Origin of the sequence: Streptomyces sp. NPDC090741 (assembly GCF_044769045.1) — a bacterium.
Classification (GTDB): Bacteria; Actinomycetota; Actinomycetes; order Streptomycetales; family Streptomycetaceae; genus Streptomyces.
Genome location: NZ_JBIVXF010000010.1, coordinates 43,849 through 62,417, shown reverse-complemented (window position 1 = coordinate 62,417; position 18,569 = coordinate 43,849). Strand labels below are relative to the sequence as shown.

16 protein-coding genes and 3 pseudogenes are annotated in these 18,569 nt (G+C 70.0%); 10 read left to right on the top strand and 9 right to left on the bottom strand.

Translation table 11 applies throughout. The features are described from left to right. Nucleotides 1–176: 176 nt before the first annotated feature. Complete coding sequence (locus ACIQU4_RS25840; RefSeq protein WP_403735141.1) at nt 177–2,105, top strand: S41 family peptidase; 1,929 nt, start codon at nt 177–179, stop codon at nt 2,103–2,105. Here the strand turns inward: ACIQU4_RS25840 and ACIQU4_RS25835 are convergent. Next, nucleotides 2,102–2,338, bottom strand: a complete 237-nt coding sequence (locus tag ACIQU4_RS25835) for a hypothetical protein (protein ID WP_403735138.1) — start codon at nt 2,336–2,338, stop codon at nt 2,102–2,104. The genes ACIQU4_RS25840 and ACIQU4_RS25835 overlap by 4 nt on opposite strands. Here ACIQU4_RS25835 and ACIQU4_RS25830 point away from each other — a divergent pair. After that, a pseudogene (locus ACIQU4_RS25830) lies at nt 2,337–2,477 on the top strand (STAS domain-containing protein); the annotation flags it as partial. The gene ACIQU4_RS25835 and the pseudogene ACIQU4_RS25830 overlap by 2 nt on opposite strands. Nucleotides 2,478–2,596: 119 nt before the next feature. Here the strand turns inward: ACIQU4_RS25830 and ACIQU4_RS25825 are convergent. Then, nucleotides 2,597–3,001 (bottom strand): hypothetical protein, encoded by a 405-nt coding sequence (locus ACIQU4_RS25825; RefSeq protein WP_403735135.1) that lies wholly within the window; start codon nt 2,999–3,001, stop codon nt 2,597–2,599. Nucleotides 3,002–3,109: 108 nt separating this feature from the next. Here ACIQU4_RS25825 and ACIQU4_RS25820 point away from each other — a divergent pair. Then, a pseudogene (locus tag ACIQU4_RS25820) lies at nt 3,110–3,324 on the top strand (IS5/IS1182 family transposase); the annotation flags it as partial. Nucleotides 3,325–3,399: 75 nt separating this feature from the next. Beyond that, nucleotides 3,400–3,649 (top strand): annotated as a pseudogene (locus ACIQU4_RS25815) (transposase); the annotation flags it as partial. Between the two features lie 379 nt (nt 3,650–4,028). On the opposite strand, the gene ACIQU4_RS25810 reads toward ACIQU4_RS25815, so the two are convergent. The 4 genes from ACIQU4_RS25810 to ACIQU4_RS25795 all read right to left on the bottom strand — a co-directional run bounded on the left by ACIQU4_RS25810 (nt 4,029) and on the right by ACIQU4_RS25795 (nt 7,020). Continuing rightward, complete coding sequence (locus ACIQU4_RS25810; protein WP_403735132.1) at nt 4,029–4,307, bottom strand: rubredoxin; 279 nt, start codon at nt 4,305–4,307, stop codon at nt 4,029–4,031. A gap of 86 nt (nt 4,308–4,393) precedes the next feature. Continuing rightward, a complete protein-coding gene (locus ACIQU4_RS25805) occupies nt 4,394–4,627 on the bottom strand; it encodes a glucose PTS transporter subunit EIIB (protein WP_403735129.1) in 234 nt (77 codons plus the stop codon). Further along, the gene (locus ACIQU4_RS25800) at nt 4,624–4,959 is read right to left on the bottom strand and encodes a hypothetical protein (protein WP_403735127.1); all 336 of its coding nucleotides are present in this window, start codon (nt 4,957–4,959) and stop codon (nt 4,624–4,626) included. Before ACIQU4_RS25800 ends, ACIQU4_RS25805 begins: the two co-directional genes overlap by 4 nt. A 429-nt stretch (nt 4,960–5,388) precedes the next feature. After that, complete coding sequence (locus ACIQU4_RS25795; protein ID WP_403735125.1) at nt 5,389–7,020, bottom strand: hypothetical protein; 1,632 nt, start codon at nt 7,018–7,020, stop codon at nt 5,389–5,391. Nucleotides 7,021–7,493: 473 nt separating this feature from the next. On the opposite strand from ACIQU4_RS25795, the gene ACIQU4_RS25790 reads away from it, so the two are divergent. Continuing rightward, nucleotides 7,494–7,901, top strand: coding sequence for a hypothetical protein (locus ACIQU4_RS25790; RefSeq protein WP_403735122.1), 408 nt, complete (start codon nt 7,494–7,496; stop codon nt 7,899–7,901). Between the two features lie 41 nt (nt 7,902–7,942). Here ACIQU4_RS25790 and ACIQU4_RS25785 read toward each other — a convergent pair whose 3' ends face one another. Further along, nucleotides 7,943–8,584, bottom strand: a complete 642-nt coding sequence (locus tag ACIQU4_RS25785) for a DUF4240 domain-containing protein (RefSeq protein WP_403735120.1) — start codon at nt 8,582–8,584, stop codon at nt 7,943–7,945. A gap of 369 nt (nt 8,585–8,953) precedes the next feature. Between ACIQU4_RS25785 and ACIQU4_RS25780 the strand changes: the two genes are divergently transcribed. Continuing rightward, nucleotides 8,954–10,492 (top strand): flavin-containing monooxygenase, encoded by a 1,539-nt coding sequence (locus tag ACIQU4_RS25780; protein WP_403735117.1) that lies wholly within the window; start codon nt 8,954–8,956, stop codon nt 10,490–10,492. 303 nt (nt 10,493–10,795) lie between these two features. Here ACIQU4_RS25780 and ACIQU4_RS25775 read toward each other — a convergent pair whose 3' ends face one another. Continuing rightward, nucleotides 10,796–11,623: a TrmB family transcriptional regulator gene (locus ACIQU4_RS25775; protein WP_403735114.1), complete on the bottom strand. Its 828-nt coding sequence runs from the start codon at nt 11,621–11,623 to the stop codon at nt 10,796–10,798. Nucleotides 11,624–11,857: 234 nt separating this feature from the next. On the opposite strand from ACIQU4_RS25775, the gene ACIQU4_RS25770 reads away from it, so the two are divergent. Then, entirely contained in the window at nt 11,858–13,888 is a 2,031-nt protein-coding gene (locus ACIQU4_RS25770; protein WP_403735111.1) for a putative Ig domain-containing protein, read from the top strand. Nucleotides 13,889–13,953: 65 nt separating this feature from the next. Here the strand turns inward: ACIQU4_RS25770 and ACIQU4_RS25765 are convergent, their stop codons facing one another. Then, on the bottom strand, nt 13,954–14,241 hold the full coding sequence (locus ACIQU4_RS25765; RefSeq protein ID WP_403735108.1) for a hypothetical protein: 288 nt from the start codon (nt 14,239–14,241) through the stop codon (nt 13,954–13,956). A 673-nt stretch (nt 14,242–14,914) separates the two neighbouring features. Between ACIQU4_RS25765 and ACIQU4_RS25760 the strand changes: the two genes are divergently transcribed. The 3 genes from ACIQU4_RS25760 to ACIQU4_RS25750 are packed head-to-tail and all read left to right on the top strand — an operon-like array spanning nt 14,915 to nt 18,445. Further along, nucleotides 14,915–17,212, top strand: a complete 2,298-nt coding sequence (locus tag ACIQU4_RS25760; RefSeq protein WP_403735105.1) for a heavy metal translocating P-type ATPase — start codon at nt 14,915–14,917, stop codon at nt 17,210–17,212. Next, nucleotides 17,209–17,736, top strand: coding sequence for a copper chaperone PCu(A)C (locus ACIQU4_RS25755; protein ID WP_403735102.1), 528 nt, complete (start codon nt 17,209–17,211; stop codon nt 17,734–17,736). The genes ACIQU4_RS25760 and ACIQU4_RS25755 overlap by 4 nt, the downstream gene beginning before the upstream one ends. 31 nt (nt 17,737–17,767) lie before the next feature. Next, the gene (locus tag ACIQU4_RS25750; RefSeq protein ID WP_403735100.1) at nt 17,768–18,445 is read left to right on the top strand and encodes a nitric oxide synthase oxygenase; all 678 of its coding nucleotides are present in this window, start codon (nt 17,768–17,770) and stop codon (nt 18,443–18,445) included. The last annotated feature ends 124 nt before the right edge of the window (nt 18,446–18,569 follow it).

Below are 18,569 nucleotides of genomic sequence, written 5' to 3'. Positions count from 1 at the left end.
CGCCAGGCCTCGGCAAGGCGTCGGTAGCTTAGCCATCCCAGGGTGTCACCTTGGCCCGGCGCCATGTGAGCAGGTCCTTTCAGGCGAAAGAGAGGTGGACGGCTCACTCGCCCGAGGAAGCGAGGCATAACTGAGGGTGACAGCTCCAGAAACCCGTCCCCATCTCGGGAGGCACCATGTCACACCACGCCGACAGCTCCACCCCGGATTTCGTCCCCCAGGCCGCCGAAGCCGTCCGGGAGCACCTGGCCACGGCCACCGGACTGCCCGCGTTCCTCGCGGGCGCCGGCACCCTGACGCTGGCCGAGCGCCGACTCATCGTCGACCAGGCAGTGCTCATGCTGGACCAGAACTACGTCCACCTGCCGCTCAAAGCCGCGATGTACGCCGTCAACCCGGTACAGCGGCTGCGGTTGCTGCGCCGTCGGCTGGAGCGGCAGACCGAGGAGACCAAGCCCCTGGAGTGGCTGTTCCACGCCGAGATGTCGGAGATCTTCCACTCGGTGCGGGACCTCCACACCAACTACCTGCTCCCCACCCCCTACGCCGGCAAGTTCGCCTTTCTGCCGTTCCTCGTCGAGCGGTACGAGGACGCACAGGGGGAGCACTTCGTAGTCACCCATCTGGCCGAGGGCTTCTCCGCCGCGGGCTTCGAGCGCGGCGTCGAGGTCACTCACTGGAGCGGGATCCCCATCGCCAAGGCCGTCGACCTGAACGCTGCCCGGTTCGCCGGCAGCAACGCGGCCGCCCGCCGCAGCCGCGGCATCCAGTCGCTGACCGTACGGTCGCTCGCCATGCACCTGCCCCCGTTCGAGGAGTGGGTGTCCGTCAGCTACGTCGACGCCGGCGGTATGGCGCGCGAGCTGCGGGAGGTCTGGCGGATCGTGGACAACCGCCCGAAGTTCGTCACCGGGGAAGCTCCGTCGGGCATCGCGCAGCCCGTGGGCCTGGACCTCGACATGGACGAGACCAACCGTGCCAAGGTGATGCTGTTCGCGCCGAAGGTCGTCGCCCGCCAACAGGCCCTCGAAGCGGGCGAGGCAGCCCCCGAGGTACATGCCGACGAGATCTCCACTTCGCTGCCCGACGTGTTCCGGGCGCAGGAGATCCAGACGTCCGCCGGGACCTTCGGCTACCTCCGGATCTTCACATTCCACCACGACCCGCAAGAGTTCCTCCCCGAGTACCTCAATCTGCTCGGCATGATGCCGGAGCAGGGACTGGTCCTGGACGTCCGCGACAACGGCGGCGGCTTCGTCGTCAACTCCGAGTTCGCCCTGCAGACCCTCACCCCGCGCCACATCACCCCCGAGCCGGCACAGTTCATCAACACCCCGCTCAACCTGCGGATCTGCCGCCAGAACCCGACGGAACTGGGCGCCTGGCTGCCCTCCATGGAGCAGGCCCTCGAGATCGGCGCGACCTACTCCAGCGCCGTGGCCCTCACCTCGGACGAGATCGCCAACGAGATCGGCCAGCAGTACTTCGGCCCGGTCGTCCTGATCACCAATGCCCGCTGCTACTCGGCCACCGACATCTTCGCCGCCGGCTTCCAGGACCACCAGATCGGCCCCGTCCTCGGCACCGACGAGAGCACCGGCGCCGGCGGCGCCAACGTCTGGGAGCACGAGGACCTGATCAAAGCTCTCAAGAACGACCCCGGCACACCGTACGTGCGGCTGCCGAAGGGAGCCGGTATGCGGGTGGCGATCCGCCGCACCCTGCGGGTCGGCGCCAACTCCGGCACGCCGGTGGAGGACCTCGGAATCAGCCCTGACGTGCCCTACCGGATGACCCGCCGGGACCTGCTGCAGGGCAACGCCGACCTGTTCGAGAAGGCCGGCCAGATCCTCAAGAGCCTCAAGCCGCACACCGTGTCCATCACGAACGCGACCGCGGCCGACGGTTCCCTGCGGCTCAAGGTCAAGGCCACCAACATCGACCGGTTGGACGTCTACGTCGACCAGCGCCCACGCGCATCCGTAGATCTCTCCGACGGCCAGGCCGACGTCACCGTCCCCGACGCGGCCGCCGCCCACTCGGCCCGTGTGGAGGGCTTCGCCGGAGGAGAGCTCGTCGCCAGCAACACCGCGCAGCTCAACTAAAGCTCAGAGCGGACGGCGTCGTCGCCCTCACGGGGGTCGGGCTGCTTGTCGAGGGTGGACCCCGCTGGTGCAGGCTGATCGGCGCGGGCGGCGACCCGGGCCGCTTCACACTGCTCAGCGGCCCAGGCGGCGGCGGTGGCGGTCGCCGCCGTCGGCGCTTCTTCGTGCCAACAGTCCAGATGCGCGCCGAACTCGGCGTCGGCGAGTGCCTGGACTGCCTCGACGTACGTCATGCCCCGCGCGCTGCGCCGGACGGAAGATCGTGTCGTGGTCGATCTCCAGCATCTGTCCTTCTGTGACTCCTCAGGTCTCAACTGTCTCCTGAGCGCCCGGTCCGTCGCCTGCGAAGGCGGTCAGAGGTTTTCCCTCGCCGCGCCGCGCCGCAGGAGCAGTTCATGCGGCTGCGGGAGATCACCGGCGCCGTGGATCTGTTCGCCATCGAGCCGGTACTCCCGCTCTGAGGCGCCCCGGGGCAGGAGCCCGCCGGGGCATCAGTCGGCGAGGGCGACGAGACGCCGGTATTCGAGCTCGTCGGTCCGCCGGGGCGTGAGGTGGACGCGGACATCGGCGAGGAACGCTTTCAGTGCGGCAAAGCCGGCCGTGTACGTCGCCTCCTGCCCCCAGCCGTTCGCCCGGGGCATCCACAGGATCAGCAGCTGCTCCCTGCGCCGCGCACCGTCCGGGCCGGCGAAACACAGCTCATGGACGACTAGGGGCGCCGCATCCGCGGGTAGCGCCGCGATCAGCTCGTCATGGGTCAAATTGGCCTCCGCCTTTGCTTCCAGAACGCCCGGAGCCCGACGGTAGTGGAGGATCACGGTGTTCGTCTCCCGGGTCTCCTTCAGGCGGCGGAGGGCATCGACACACTCCGGGAAAAGGCCTGCCGGGGCGCTCACGGGGCTCTTGTCTCGGTCTTGGCGGTCATGCGGGGTTCAACGGCGTGGAGGCTGTGAAGGATGCGCCGCTGGCGGTGGGGACGAGTCTGCGGATGTCGAGGTCCTTGTGTCGTCCCCAGAAACACCCAGCTCAAGGGCTTCTCCGTCCTGCCCAGGCGCTGGGTGGTCGAACGCAGCCTCGGATGGATCATGATGCACCGCCGCCTCGCCCGCGACTACGAGACCAGACCCGAACACTCCGAAAGCTTGATCCGCCTCGCCGCGATCTCCAACCTCGCCAAACGCGCAACCGGCGAACCACCCCAACCTGGCGGGACGCATGAACCGTATTCACCCATGAACTACGCGAACCAGACGTCCTCTGAGTCGTGTCGGCAGCGCCCGGCCTCACATCCGGGAGCACCGAGTCGTGGGCGGACCTGTTGCGCGACTGCCGCCGCCGGGGTGTGCGACCCCGAACTCGTCGTCGGCGACGGCGCGATGGGGCTCCGGAAGGCGCTGGCCGAGGTGTTCCCCGCCGCCCGGCATCAAAGGTACTGGGTGCACAAGGCCCGGAATATCGCGAACGCCCTGCCAACGTCCGCGCAGCCGGGCGCGACGAAGGCGATGCGGGAGATCTGCAACACCGAGGACCGGGCGCACGCCCAGCAGGACTTGGTTGTGTCTCATGTGACACAACCAAGACGGCGGCAGGGTCATCGATGGCACGTTTGCGAAGTGGTTGGCGAACACTCCGAACAGTCACTAGCTGCGGAGCCTCAACGCTCCGTTTCCCGACCCGCGCGGGGCGCGGCCACCTTCCAGAGGGGCGTCCAGGCCCTGGTGCGGCACCCGGAGCGGGGAGGCGGTGGAGTGCCCCGATCCCCAGGCCGTCATCCCGGACCGGAGCACACCCGGCCGTTGAACCTCCACGTCCCACCGGGCGGGCAGTTACGGGCCACCAGCGGCGCCGATACCGGCCACATCGGTCGCCTTGCTGCGGATGGGAGTGAACCAGCGTCACAACACGGGCTGCAGTACCCCGTACTCAGCCCCCAACCGGTTCGAAGTCTGCCTTCGAGGACCCGCAAACGGGACAGGTCCAGCTGTCGGGCAGGTCCTCAAACCGCGTGCCCGGCGGAATGCCGGTATCCGGATCGCCCACCGCCGGATCAAACACATGTCCGCAGACCGCACACTGATAGCTCGTCACCCACGTGCCGGCCCCGCTGCGGGCTCTCTGCCGGCCGACTTGACCCAGGCCATCGAGCCGCTCCCTCCCGGCCTCCCTCTGCGGGGTTCCGGCAGCCCCCGCCTCAGAGGGCATCAGAACACCCATGCAGACGGCCGCGGCAGCCGCGGCCACACCACGCAGAAAACCCCGCCGCCCACGGGTCCCCGGAGAGGGTTCCGTCATGCGAGGAGCTCGGCAATGTCCGTAGCGAGATCTTCTGCCCCGGGGCCGACAACCACCTGTACCAGGGAGCCGGACCTCAGGACCCCGAGCGCTCCTGCAGCCTTCAGTGCCGCATCGTTGACCTCGGACGTGTCTACCACTTCGGTCCTCAACCTAATCAAGCAGGGCTCGATCTCCACGATGTTGGCCGCGCCGCCCAGAGCCGCCACGATGGCCTCCGCCTTGTTCATGCTCTCCTCCACTGTTCGCACGGGCTCAGCCCCTCGGCTATTCCGCCAGTGGTAACGACCACCAGACCCCCAGGAAACGTGATGCCGGCGCAGTACGCGGCACGCCGCGCAGCCGGCTGTCGGCCGTGAAGCTCTCCGACCTGTGACTCGCTCAGCGAGTTCAGCGAGTTCAGCGAGTTCAGCATCTCGATGGTCACCAGCACAGACCGGGCCATGGTCATGGGGTGCGGGCCGTCCCGGTGAGGATGGGCCGAGACCGCGGCCGCAGGGGAGGCGAGCAGCGCGAGGAGCGCGGTGGAGCAGCCGAGGACAACAGCGGTAACGCGGCGCATCAGTGCTCCACCAGACTGGCGTCCTGGCACCGAGGTCGATCGCGCACGCCTCGCGCCTCTGTGCGGTCCACGAACTGGCACCAGCTGGCGGGGAGCGACATTCGAACCGTGCGGTATTCCTGTCTGGCGCTGATGGCGGCGGGCGTGGTCGTCGCGACCCGTTGCCGGACTGTCGATCTCGGCGCCCGAGGCGGCTACCGCCCCGGTCCGCCACCACCACGTTGGGGCGCGCGGTGTGGGGCGCCGGCGAGTCCCCCGCGACGCCGCTGTCATCGCCGCGTCCCCGGTGCTGACGGACCCAGGGCCGCAACAACGTCAGCAGGGCGGAGATCAACGGTCAGTCAGCTCGCCACTCGACCAGGCGGGTTTCACGCGTTGGGGGTGCGGTGGCCGGGTCCTGTCGGCCACCACACCCAGCGGCACTCCTGGTCAGAGCGTGTCGGGGCCGGCGGTTCCGGGCTTGCCCTCGTCACCGTTCTTCTCAGCGGTGCCTGCTGCGCCGCCTGCGCCGAGTGCGCCGCCCTTGATCGTGAGATTGCCGGGGGCGGAGGTGACCTCGGCGGTGGAGCCAGTGGTGCGTGCGGCGCCTCCGTTTCCGCCGCGGCCTCCGGAGCCGCCGGTGGAGGCGCTCCCGGACCCTCCGGAACCGTGGCTGCTGTTGCCGCCGTTCCCCCCGCTGCCGCCCCTACCGCCGGTCACGGTGAGAGGACCGTTCTCACTGCGTGCGATGCCGGCGTTGCCGACACCGCCGTTGCCGCCGTTGCCACCGCTGCCGCCATGGACGGATCCGCTGCTGTTGCTGTTGTTGAACCGACCGTTGCCGCCGTTGACGCCGTCGCCGCCGGTGATGGTGAGCCGGCCCGTGGTCGTGACTTCACCGGTGTTCGCGGTTCCAGCGGTCCCGTAGTCCTCACCGCCGATGCCGTTGCGGCCGATGACGCCGGCCTGGCCTCCGCTGATGGTCGCCTCGGTGACGTCCAGGACCTTGCCCGCGTTGCCCACGCCGCCACCCGTGCCGCCGATGATCTCCACCGAGGTGGGGCCGGTGACCGTGCCCTCGGCAGCATTGCCCGTACCGCCCTTGGCGCCCGTCTCGCCGCTGTACGCACCACCGACGACCTTGACGGTGCCTCGGGTGGCTTCGACCCGGCCCGCGTTCGCGGCGCTGCCGCGCGTGCCGCTCACCGTGATCGTGCTGTCGGTGGCGTTGATGGTGCCGGTGTTGCCCACACCACCGTACTTGCCGCCGCTCGCTGTGATCGCGTCGCCGGTGCCGTTGACGGTGCCGGCGTTGCCCACTCCGCCGTACGTACCTCCGGTGGCGTTGACGGTGTCGGTGCCGTCCTCGCCGTCCAGGGTGCCCGAGTTGCCCGGCCCGTTGCCGCTGTCGGTCGCGGTGATGGTGTCGTTGCCTGCGCCGCCCAGGATCTTGCCGGTGTTTCCGCCGCCCTTGCCGTTGCCTTCGGCGGTGATGGTGTCATCGCCCGCGCCGCCCGTGATGGTGCCCCCATTGGCTGCCAGACTGGGAGCGGCGGTGGTCGTGGAGCCGATGGTCGCGATGATGGTGTCGTTGCCCTCCCCTCCGTCGACTGTCCCTTGCGAGGTGACCGCCGACTTCGGGCCGTACCCCGAGACCCTGATGGTGTCGTTGCCCGCGCCGCCCCTGACGCTGCCGTTCACGGCGGCCGCATCATCGGACGCGCCGCTGATGAGGATCACGTCGTCACCACCACCCCCGTCGACCGACCCCATCACCACATGGTCAGCTCGGATGGGCTCGTCGTCGTCCTCCTCACCCGAAGCCGGCCGGTCCCCGATGACGAACCGGTCGTTACCATCCGTGCCCTGAAGGACAGCCCCCTCAGGGATCCCCTGCTCACACTCGATCTCCACACCCCCGCCGCCCAGGTCCTTCGTCTTCGTGCACCCGACGGGCAGAGCATCCTCGGCATGGGCCGCACCCGCGGGTACCAGCAAACCGCCGGCGAGCAGCGCCACCACCGCGATGGCCTGCCCCCCTGCCGCAGCCGCCCGCAGTACGTTCTCGCGGTGTCGCCTCATCACAAACCATCCCTCGCGTCATGGGACACCCACCGGACCGGCAGGCCCGGCGGGACCCCGAAGATCAACAACAAGTTGATCAACGGAAGACACCCCTCACAGACACGGCCCACGGGCAGCTTCCCTGCCTGCCGGCGGGAGACGCCTGGTCGTTCGCGTACGCCTCACGCCCGAGCCGCCGCCCACAGAGTCTGCTCAGCTGGCGGGAGCGTCGTTCGAACCGCGCTGCATCCCGCCCGCCCCGCCAAGGGCCTCCCGCTCCCCCGGCCAAGGGAAGATCTGGCGGTGTGGCGGCGGGGGTTGGAGGGCTTTGTTCGCGCCCGCGGCCGCGAGATCGTCGGGCGTGATGCGGCCGGCTCGTGCCGCGCCCGCAAGAACGCTCATGCCTCAAATCCGCCTGCGCCGCTGGTGGACTCAGGTCCCAGGGCCGCCCCGACAAGCGGACGGCGCCCTGAGCGGAAGGAAGAGCGACCATGACGGAAATCGGCCCAGTACCGTTCACGACGGACGACGAGATCACCCTGGACGAGATCAACCAGGCCGCCGAAGCCATGAAGCACGTGCGGGCCGAGGCCCAGAAGAAGGCGGGCAACGGCGGCAGGAAGAAGTGCACGTTCGAGGAAATCCAGAAGCTTCTCTTCAACGCCGACGGCGGTGTGGTGGGGATGGCGATCGGTTGTGGCGCTCGCACCGGATCGCCCGCGTTCTCGGACCCTGAAGCCCAGAGGTCCAACGGAGTTGGAACCGCGCAGAGCGTCGGGAAGGTCTCCTCAGCCGTCGGCAGCGCCTTCTGGGATGCCGTGAAGTCCGGGCCCCCGCGGTGTGACACTTCTACCCCTCCGCGGCAGCCTCGCGGCCCGAACCCCGCAAGGGCCCCCTGAACCCGAGCAGACAACGCCCGGGTGCGCACGGCTATAGCCCGTCAGATTCCCGCAAGCAGCCGACCTGGCCCGGACTGAAACGCTGATGCCCCGACCGAGTGGGTGCATGGCAGAGCCGCTGAGCCGGTAGCTTGGGATGTCATGGGCGATATCGAACGGCCGCTGACCACAGTGCCTCCCGAAGTAGTGAGCATCTGCGGTCGCTTCTCGGTTCTGACACACATTCCGACAGCCCAGCCCTCGGTGTTCGAGCACGGCTCGTAGGAGTAGCGCGTGTCGCGGTCCCAATCCTCCCCGGTGATGCGTTTGTACGCCCGGTCCGGTGTGCAGAGCAGGTGCTCGGCCCAGATGAGGTCGGTGGCGCAAGGAGTGAAGGCCGTAGGGTCTTGGAGGACGGTGTCGAATACGGTGCGGCCGGCGGCGACGACCGCGGCACGGGTGGAGAGGAAGGCGTCATCGGACAAGTCGTGTCCGTACTCCTTGCGGTCCAGCCGGTAGAGCGCCCATGACAGTTGCTCGGCAAACCCGATGACCGGCGACAACAGGGACTGGGCAAGGCGTTCGGTCACTGTGGCGGCGAGGAGTTCGGCGTCAGGGCCGCCCGCTGCCCGTAGGGGCGGACTGACCCAGCCCCCATCACGGACACCTCGCGCCTGCTGACCCGCAGCCAGGCGGTTCTGCAACAGGCCCGTATGGCCTGGCTGTCTGCCCAGGAAAGCGGTCCTGAGCTCTGGTAACCCACCCCTGCCCGTCCGGCAGGGGCTTCCGCCGCGTTCACTACGCCCTTCTTGATCGAGTCACCGAAGTTCTGACCGGGGCTCGGGGGTCATGCTTCGTTCGGGGGACCTCGACATCCCATTACGACGCCGCCAGTTACCCAGGGTGGGACGTTTCTTCACCGGGTTCCGGCGGTCGGCCGCACGGCGATCGCGGCGAGAAGATGGGGGGATCATGCGTCGCATGGCGTTGCTGAAGAGTTTCGGGTGCCCACGGTCAACGAGCATGAGCGGTGCCCCGTGGCAGGGTGCGGTGGCCCTGGCCGGAGGGGTGCGGTGATTCCCGTGCAGGGCGGGCGGGACGTGCGGGTGGTGGTGGTCGGGGCGGGGTTCTCGGGGCTCGGCGCAGCCATCCGGCTGCGTGAGGCTGGGTTTCGCGATGTGCTGGTGCTGGAGAAGGCGCAGCAGCTGGGCGGTACTTGGCGGGAGAACACCTATCCGGGCTGCGCCTGCGACGTACCCTCGACGCTGTACAGCTACTCCTTCACCCCGGACGCGGCCTGGAGCCGCGTATTCGCCGGGCAGGAGGAGATCCGCACCTACCTCGCCACCACGGCCGAGCGGTACCGCCTCGCCGAGGTACTGCGCTGCGGCGTGGTGCTGCACGAGGCCCGGTGGGATCCTGTTGCCGGGCGTTGGCGGCTGGAAACCAGCGACGGTTCCTACAGCGCCGCGGTCCTGGTCATGGCCACCGGCCCGTGGCACGTCCCGCGCCCGTTGGACGTGCCGGGGCTCGACGGATTCGCCGGCCCCGTACTGCACACCGCCCGCTGGGACGACAGCATCGACTTGGCCGGGAAGCGGGTGAGCTTGGTCGGCAGCGGCGCCTCGGCCGTGCAGATCCTCCCTGCCATCACCGGCCGGGCGGCGGCCGTACACCTCTTCCAGCGCACGGCCCAGTGGGTGCTGCCCAAGCCCGACCTGGTCCTGTCCCCCGCGTTCCACCAGGTTGTCAACCGGCTGCCCGGCGCCCGCCGCGGCCTGCGCGCCTCCCAGTACGCCCTGCAGGAAAGCTTCGGCTACGCCTTCCGCCACCCCAAACTCGCGCGCCTCCTCGAAGCCGGCGCCCGGGCGCACCTTCAGTTCTCTGTTCCCGATCCGCAGCTGCGCCGGGCCCTCACGCCCGACTATCGGCTGGGCTGCAAGCGTCTGCTCACCTCCAGCACCTACTACCCCGCCCTGAGCCGGCCGCACGTGAGCCTGCACCCCACCGCGGTGAGCGCCGTGCGGAGCAACGAGGTCGTCGGCGCCGACGGCACGGTCGCGGAGACGGATGTCCTGATCACCGCCACCGGTTTCCGCGTCGGTGAACTCCCCCTGGCCAGGACCTTGTACGGCACCGGCGGCCGGAGCCTGCACGATGCCTGGGGCGGCGAGCCGCAGGCCTACCTCGGCACCACCGTCAGTGGCTTCCCCAACCTCTTCCTGCTGCTGGGACCCAACCTGCTCGGCGGATCGACCTCCGCCATCACCGTGCTGGAAGCCCAGCTCACGTATCTCACCAGCGCCCTGACCCACCTCGACCAGACCGGCAGCCAGGCCCTGGAGGTCCGGCCCGGAGTTCAGGACGCCCACAACAGCGCCGTACAAGCGGCATTGGAAACCACGGTCTACAACACCGGCGGCTGCACCAGCTACTACCTCACCGCCAGTGGCCGCAACACCTTCTCCTGGCCCTGGTCCACCCCTCGCCTCACCCGCCGCCTGAACCGCTTCGACCCCGCCGCCTACGTCTGGCAGCCCCCACGCGCTCCCCTGCCCGCCCCGCGGACAGCCCAGGACGACAGCGTCCAGGCTCCCCCACACAGGCAGTAGAACTGACAGCGCTCGGACGGGAGCCCGCAAGGCGGGTGGGCCGAGCCGAGCCGCGGCCGCCGCCCGCGAGAACCGGGGATCCTGGTGGTCGGAGGCGGCTTCCGATCCGGAACTCGCCCCGCTCCTCGCCCGACACGACCGCATCCGGCACCCGCAGTGCGAAGGCAACGACCTGCCCCTGTCCGGCCATGTGGCGCTGCTGCACAAGGGCGGATTCCCTCAGCCGGGACCGTCCGGCAGCTCGGCCACCGTCACATGTCGTGGTCGCCGTCCGCTGAACTCGCCCAGCCGGAAGACCGTTCCCTAGTCGTGTCCGCGGTGGCTGAGGTCGGCCACCGTCTCGGCTTGTTCCCAGACGGTAAGGAACGCCATCCGCAGGCACGCCGCGAGTGCCGGGTGTTCGATGTACAGCGCGGTGGTGGCCCGCGTGTCCGCCATCGGGTCGGGCATGTCGCACAGGACCAGCGAGGCATCGGCGATGATCAGCTTGAGGGGGAGCTGCGGGGCGAAGCGGGACTCCTCGCCCGCTTCACCGAAGCGGCGGACGTTCTCCAGAACCTCCGCATCGCCGAGGGCGTCGTGCGTGTACACGGCGCGGGCCGTACCCCCGGCCCGGCGCAGCCTGCGGACGGCCTCGATCCCCTCGTCGTTGGCCGCCGGGGCCACGAAGGGGGGCTTGCAGAAGCTGAGCAGTTCGCGCGCGGCCTGTTCCTGGATGCCCGCGAAGCGTTCGGCGATCTGCTTGGGATCCCGGATCACCTCGATGTAGTCCAGCGGGTCGGTGTGGGTCCGCCCGGCGGACCAGACCGGGGCCAGCGCCGCGGCGAGCGCGACCGAAGCCTGGTCCAGCCGTTCCAGCGACTCCCTCTGAAGGGCCATCAGCCGGGTAAGGGCCAGCTCGGGCGCCACCGCGGAGAAAGCGGCCACCCGTCCGGGGCGCAGGAGGGCGAGGCGCCTTCGTACCAGCGCGTCGAGTACGTCGTACACCCGCTGGCGGGGGACGTCCGCGGCGCGCGCGACCTCCGCCGCGGTGTACGACTCCCGCCGCACCAAGGTGAGGTAGATCCGCGCCTCGTAGCGCGAAAGACCCAGCGCGACAAGGTCGTTGACGGCACCATCGTCCAACTCCATGGCACGACACGGTATACGCGGAAATCACTGACCGAAAGCAATCCTTTGCCCTCGGCGGGTATTCCCTTGGGCCTGCTTCTCACTACTTTCATCGATGGCCACCACTGAACGTGGTGGCAGTCAGTACCAATGAACCCGTGCCACTCGCAGCCCGTGGCGTCCCCGCGATCCGACATGTCATGCACTTGCCATTTCGCGGTGGCCACATCCCACGCCTCGGGGATCCGACCCCCCATGGAGGGCAGTTCATTGCAATCGAAACCCGTCAGCCGCGCCAGAAGTCTGACGCGCCGCGCCGCGACCTCCGTACTCTCGGCCGCCGCCCTGATATCCGGCGGATTACTCGCGCTCGCCACCCCGACCGCCGCCGCGACGCCGCCCGCCACCCCGACCAGCGCCACCGCCTCCGCCGTGCACACCCAGCGGCTCTGCTCGGAGCCCGCGAAGGCCGGCTTCATGGCCTGCCACGCGCTGGCCCGCACCGACCTCCAGCAGCAGCTCAGCCTCGCTCCGAACCTCGTTCCGTCCGGCTACGGACCCACCGACCTGCAGGGCGCGTACGCCCTGTCGGCCTCGGCCGGATCCGGCGCGACGGTCGCCATCATCGACGCCTACGACGACCCCAACGCCGAGTCCGACCTGGCGACGTACCGCTCCCAGTACGGCCTGCCGGCCTGCACCACGGCCAACGGGTGCTTCCGGAAGGTGGACCAGAACGGCGGCACCAACTACCCGACCGCCGACTCCGGTTGGGCGGGCGAGATCTCCCTCGATGTGGACATGGTCAGCGCGGTCTGCCCGCAGTGCCACATCCTGCTCGTCGAGGCGAACCAGCCGTCCATGGAAGACCTGGGCGCCGCCGTCAACCGCGCGGTGGCCATGGGAGCGAAGTACGTCTCCAACAGCTACGGCGGCGGCGAGGACTCCACCGACCCGAGCTCCGACGCCTCGTACTTCAACCACCCGGGCGTCGCGATCACCGTCAGCTCCGGTGACAGCGGCTACGGAGTCGAGTACCCGGCGGCCTCCCAGTACGTCACCTCGGTCGGCGGCACCTCGCTGAGCCGCGCCGGTGGCACCTCGCGCGGCTGGTCCGAATCCGTCTGGGGCACCAGCTCCGGCGGCAACGGCGCGGGCTCCGGCTGCTCTTCGTACACCACCAAGCCGTCCTGGCAGCACGACAGCGGTTGCGCCAAGCGCACCGTATCCGACGTCTCCGCAGTCGCCGACCCGGCCACCGGCCTCGCCGTCTACGACAGCTACCAGGCGAGCGGCTGGAACGTCTACGGCGGCACCAGCGCCTCCGCGCCGATCATCGCCGCCGTCTACGCCCTCGCCGGAACCCCGGCCGCGGGCAGCTACCCGTCCTCGTACCCGTACGCCCACACCTCCTCGCTCAACGACGTGACCAGCGGCGCCAACGGCTCCTGCGGCAGCAGCTACCTCTGCACCGCCAAGTCCGGCTACGACGGCCCGACCGGTCTCGGCACGCCCAACGGCACCGCCGCCTTCGCAGGTGGCTCCACCGGCGGAAACACCGTCACCGTGACCAACCCCGGCAGCCGGTCCACCACCGTCGACACGGCCGCCTCACTCCAGCTCCAGGCCACCGACTCCGCGAGCGGCCAGACCCTCACCTACAGCGCCACCGGCCTCCCGCCAGGCCTCTCGGTCAACGCCTCGACCGGCCTGATCAGCGGCACCCCGACCACCGCGGGCACCTACAACGTGACCGTCACCGCCAAGGACACCACCAACGCCAGCGGCAGCGCCTCCTTCACCTGGACCATCACCCCGGCCAGCGGCGGCTGCACCCCCGGCCAGCTCCTCGGCAACGCCGGCTTCGAAAGCGGCAGCGCCGGCCCTTGGGCCGCGACCACCGGCGTGGTCGACAACGGCGCCGGCCAAGCCGCCCACTCCGGCTCTTGGAAGGCGTGGCTCAACGGCTACGGCTCCACCCACACCGACTCGCTCTCCCAGTCGGTGACGATCCCGGCCGGCTGCCACGCCACCCTCAGCTACTACCTGCACATCGACACCGCGGAGACGACCACCTCCACCGCCTACGACAAGCTGACCGTGCAGGCCAACTCCACCAGCCTGGCCAGCTACTCCAACCTCAGCAAGAACACCGGATACGTACAGAAGTCCTTCGACCTGTCCTCGTTCGCCGGGCAAACGGTGACGATCAAGTTCAGCGGCACCGAGGACTCCAGCCTCCAGACGTCGTTCGTGATCGACGACACCGCCGTCAGCACCAGCTGATCCTCGAATGAGAGACGGGCCCGGACCGCAGGCATCGGTCCGGGCCCGTCCGCGTGTGAGGCGGGCTACCGGACCACCACGGTGACTTGCCAGGCCGTCATCGTCAGGCAGCTCACCGAGCCGGACGGAGCCGGAGGCGGCTCCGGACAGCTCCGGAACGCGGACGCCAGAACGGCGGTACCGGCCGATACGCCCCGGAAGACGTATTCCGAGACCTCGGCCAGTGCTGCTCCGGTCACGGTCACCGGGGCCCCCGGGGTGCCTGTCAGCGACACCCGGACCGAACCGTCCCGGTCCAGGCAGAACCGACGGCCGTTGTCCGCCGCCGTGACGGTCACCTCGGCGCCGTGCACGCAGTCGGCACCGGCCGACGTCGCCGACGTCGCAGGGCCCGGGGTACCCGCGCCGCAACCGGCCGCAAGCAGCATCGCCGCGAGAACCGTTCCCGTTCGCACCCGTACCCGTACCTGTACCCGTAACCGCATCCCGTGACCTCCCCGCACCGGAGCACTGCTCCCCGATGGGACGCAGTCCGTTCGATCCAGGTTCCCCAGACCCAGGCAGCCGAACTGCGACAAGGCGCTCGGTCAGCGCGCCGGCCCGGAGCCGGTGACAACGCTCGCGAAGTCCGGGAACTCGTCGACGCGCCGGACCGACCACTCAGGGGGAGGCATCGGGGGATGAAGGGATGCCGCCTCGGCCGCGGTCCACGTATCGCGGCCCCGGACGAGCGAGGGGCGCCGGAGAGGCGCCCGTTCATGGAGTGGCAATGGCGGAATGTCAGCAATCCCCCGGCGGCGCGTACCCCTCGCTGCGGCGGTGTGCGCCGCCACCGGCGCTCACCGGGTTCCTGACCTTGCTGGTGGTCGCGTTCTGCCTGTCGTACGGGGTCGGTTGCGCAGCGGGCCCGGTCGCACCCGGCATGCACTCCGGCAGGAGCGACACCACCCCGGTGGGCGGCGACGGCGGCAGCCCGGGGCGGCATGGTCACGGCGGTACGGGTGGCACGCAATCGGGCAGCGGCCGATGACACCGGAGCCGGCGACCGTCTCCACCACCACGGACCTCACCATCGGCGGCATGACCTGCGCGGCCTGCGTCAACCGCGTGGAGAAGCGAATCGGGAAGATCGAGGGGGTCAGCGCCACGGTCAACCTGGCCACCGGCCGGGCGCGGGTGCTCCATCCGCCCGGCGTCACCGCGGACGAGCTGGTGGCGGCGGTCGAGCGTGTGGGGTACACGGCCGAACTCGACTTGCCTCCGGAGCCTCGGGGAGAGACGGAGAAGGAGCCGGCGGATCCGGTACCGGAAGAGGATCGCAGCGAGCGCGATCGACTGCTGATCACCGTGCTGCTCTGTGTGCCGGTCATGGCCCTGTCGATGGCCCCGGCTCTGCAGTTCCGCAATTGGCAGTGGCTGTGCCTCGTGCTCGCCGCGCCCGTGGTCGTCTGGAGCGCCTGGCCCTTCCATGTCCGCGCGCTGCGGGGTCTGCGGCACTCGGCAGCCACCATGGACACGCTGGTCTCCCTCGGTGTCCTCGCCTCTTTCCTCTGGTCCCTGTACGCGTTGTTCCTCGGCGGCGCGGGCCGGCCGGGGATGCGGATGCCCTTCACCCTCCTCCCCTCGGCCGGGGGCGAGGTCGCCCACGTCTATCTGGAAGCGGCGGTCGGCGTACCCCTGTTCGTCCTGACCGGCCGGTTCGTTGAAGCGCGGGCACGGCGCGGCACGGGCGCGGCGCTGCGCTCGCTCTCCGCGCTGGCGGTCAAGGACGTGACCGTGCGCGAGAACGGCAAGGAGCGACGGATCCCGGCCGAACAGCTCACCGTCGGACAGGAATTCGTCGTCCGGCCCGGGGAACGCGTCGCCGCGGACGGCGTCGTGGTCTCCGGGAACTCCGCCCTGGACCTGTCCCTGCTGACCGGCGAGAGTGATCCCGTCGAGGTCGGGCCGGACCGGGCGGTGATCGGCGCAGCGGTGAACGCGGGCGGGCTGCTCCTCGTACGGGCCACGGCCGTCGGCGCGGACACCCGGCTCGCACGGATCACCCGTATGGTCACCGACGCCCAGGCCGGAAAGGCGGCGGCGCAGCGTCTGGCCGATCGTGTGGCGGGCGCCTTCGTCCCCGTCGTCCTGACGTTGGCCGTCACCGTGCTCGGCTTCTGGCTCGGCGCCGGTGCGGATCCGCAACCGGCGATCACCGCGGCCGTGGCCGTCCTCGTCGTCGCCTGCCCTTGCGCACTCGGCCTCGCCACCCCCACCGCCCTGCTGGCCGCCACCGGCCGCGGCGCCCAACTGGGAATCCTGCTCAGCGGACCGCAGGCCCTGGAGGCCCTGCGGCACGTCGACACGGTCGTACTCGACAAGACCGGCACCCTCACGACCGGACACATGACCGTCGCCCGGCTCACGACGCTCCCCGAAGGCTTGGGCCGGGAGAAGGTACTTCGACTGACCGGTGGGGTGGAGCAGGGCTCCGAGCATCCGCTCGGGATGGCCCTGGCCGCGTACGCCGCACGGAACCTTCCTGACCAGGTACTACCGCCGGTGACCGGTTTCCGGGCCACCCCTGGAGCGGGTGTCACCGGTATGGTCGACGGCCGTGTGGTCGAGGTGTGTGCACCTGGCGATGATCTCCCCGAGACCCTGGCCCAGGCGCTGGCCGCTGCCGAGGCCGCGGCGCTCACGCCCGTCCTGGTGCGGGTCGACGGTGTCGGCCAGGCGCTCGTAGGGCTCGGGGACGTCCTGCGTCCGGGGAGCTACCGGGCCGTCGAGCGCCTCCGTCGGCTGGGAGTGGAGCCGATCCTGGCCACCGGCGACCGTGAGGCCCCGGCCGAAGCCGTAGCCTCGGCGCTCGGGATCACACTCCTTCATGCCCGCTGCGCACCGGAGGACAAGGCAGCCCTCGTCAGGCAGTTGAAGGACGAGGGCCGACGCGTCGCCGTCATCGGCGACGGCGTCAACGACGCCATCGCACTGGCCGGGGCGGACCTCGGGATCGCCATGGGCAGCGGCACCGACGTCGCCATCGGCGCGGCGGACGTGACCCTCGTACGCGGTGACGTCGAGGCGGTCGCCGACGCGGTCCGCCTGGCCCGGCGCACCCTCGCGACCATCCGGGCCAACCTTGTCTGGGCGTTCGGCTACAACCTCGTCACCGTCCCACTGGCCGCCGTCGGCCTGCTCAACCCCATGGTCGCCGCGGCAGCCATGTCGGCCAGCTCGCTGCTGGTCGTGGGGAACAGCCTGCGACTTCGCGGCTGGGACCCCGCGGGCCGCCCGGCCGGTGCGCGGGCCCGCAGCGCCCGGAGAGGAAGTGGACGATGACCGAATCCGATCGACGAGACATGACGCAGGGCTGGCGGCCGACGCGCCTGCGTCTGCGCGAGGCCTGCCTGGCCGCGGCCGTTCCTGTGATCGCGTGCCTGGTCGGCCTGTGCGGACTGACGGCCTGGGTCGGCACCGGGGCTGCCGGAACCCCGCCCCGCATCGCGGTCGACGACGGCCGCGTCTTCCTCCCGTACGCCGACAAGGAGAACACCGCGGCGTTCTTCCGGATCTCGAACCTGGGCGGCGCGGACGACCAGTTGACATCCGTCACCTCACCGGCCGTGGAGCAGGCCATGCTGAGCCGGCACCAGAGCACGGGTACCGGGGCCGACTCCATGAACATGACCGGTCCCGTTGACATCCCGGCCGGGGGCACCGTCGACATGTCCCCCTTCGGGGTCGACGTGATGGTGAAGGTGAAGGAACGCTGGCAGGCGGGTCAGGTCGTTCGCTTCGTCCTGCACTTCCGCCACAGCGAACCGGTCGAGACGATCGCGATCGTGGTCCGGCCCGGCAGCTGAACACCACCGGGCCGGCGGCGACGGGTCGGGTGTGACGACGGCGGCGACGGACGCCGAGGTCGCCGGTCGGCGGCATTCATGGCGCGGTCGGGGCACCGAGTACGACGTCCTGCCCCTGGTCATCCAGTGGCCGGGACGCGAACCCCGGTTATTCGACCTGCCGCCAGACGCGGTCCCCGAGGTGCGCATCAGCCACCCCGACCACCCGTGGTTCGAACGGCTCGGCCTTCGCTGGCACGCCTTTCCCACCATCTCCGACCAGGTGCTTGAACTGGACGGCCTGCGCTACCCCCTGGCACCGTTCAGCGCCTGGTACACCTGCACCGAGATCGGCGCCCGCAACCTGTCCGACACCAACCGCTACGACAAACTCCCCGAAGTCGCACGAGGGATGGGCCTGGACACCAGCCGGGACCGCACCCTGTGGCGCGACCGCGCGCTGCTGGAACTCACCTCGGCCGTACTGCACTCCTACGACCAGGCCGGGGTGTCCATCATCGACCATCACTTCGCCACCAAGCAGTTCGTACGCCACGAGGAACGCGAACACAAAAGCGGCCGCGGCTGCCCGGCCGACTGGTCCGCCATCGTGCCCGCCACCAGCGGCTCGACCACGCCCATCTGGCAGCGCCGGTACGAGCCCACCAGGGCGCTTCCCAACTTCTGGCCCCAGCCGGCGCCCTGGCCGACCAGCAGTACCGAAGGATGAACGGGTGGCCGCTCAGCTCGTTCGCGGTACCGACCGGGGCGGTTCTCAACCTCTTTGGCAGTGGCGTCTACGCACTGCGAACGCTACGCGGATCGGTCCGGCCCAACCCCGTCACCTCGCTGCC

Coding starts and splice junctions, on each gene's coding strand:
- ACIQU4_RS25795 (WP_403735125.1), bottom strand. CDS start 7,020: ATGAGGCGACACCGCGAGAACGTACTGCGGGCGGCTGCGGCAGGGGGG.
- ACIQU4_RS25755 (WP_403735102.1), top strand. CDS start 17,209: ATGACCGAATCCGATCGACGAGACATGACGCAGGGCTGGCGGCCGACG.
- ACIQU4_RS25775 (WP_403735114.1), bottom strand. CDS start 11,623: ATGGAGTTGGACGATGGTGCCGTCAACGACCTTGTCGCGCTGGGTCTT.
- ACIQU4_RS25770 (WP_403735111.1), top strand. CDS start 11,858: ATGGAGGGCAGTTCATTGCAATCGAAACCCGTCAGCCGCGCCAGAAGT.
- ACIQU4_RS25840 (WP_403735141.1), top strand. CDS start 177: ATGTCACACCACGCCGACAGCTCCACCCCGGATTTCGTCCCCCAGGCC.
- ACIQU4_RS25800 (WP_403735127.1), bottom strand. CDS start 4,959: ATGCGCCGCGTTACCGCTGTTGTCCTCGGCTGCTCCACCGCGCTCCTC.
- ACIQU4_RS25810 (WP_403735132.1), bottom strand. CDS start 4,307: ATGCCCTCTGAGGCGGGGGCTGCCGGAACCCCGCAGAGGGAGGCCGGG.
- ACIQU4_RS25805 (WP_403735129.1), bottom strand. CDS start 4,627: ATGAACAAGGCGGAGGCCATCGTGGCGGCTCTGGGCGGCGCGGCCAAC.
- ACIQU4_RS25760 (WP_403735105.1), top strand. CDS start 14,915: ATGACACCGGAGCCGGCGACCGTCTCCACCACCACGGACCTCACCATC.
- ACIQU4_RS25835 (WP_403735138.1), bottom strand. CDS start 2,338: ATGACGTACGTCGAGGCAGTCCAGGCACTCGCCGACGCCGAGTTCGGC.
- ACIQU4_RS25790 (WP_403735122.1), top strand. CDS start 7,494: ATGACGGAAATCGGCCCAGTACCGTTCACGACGGACGACGAGATCACC.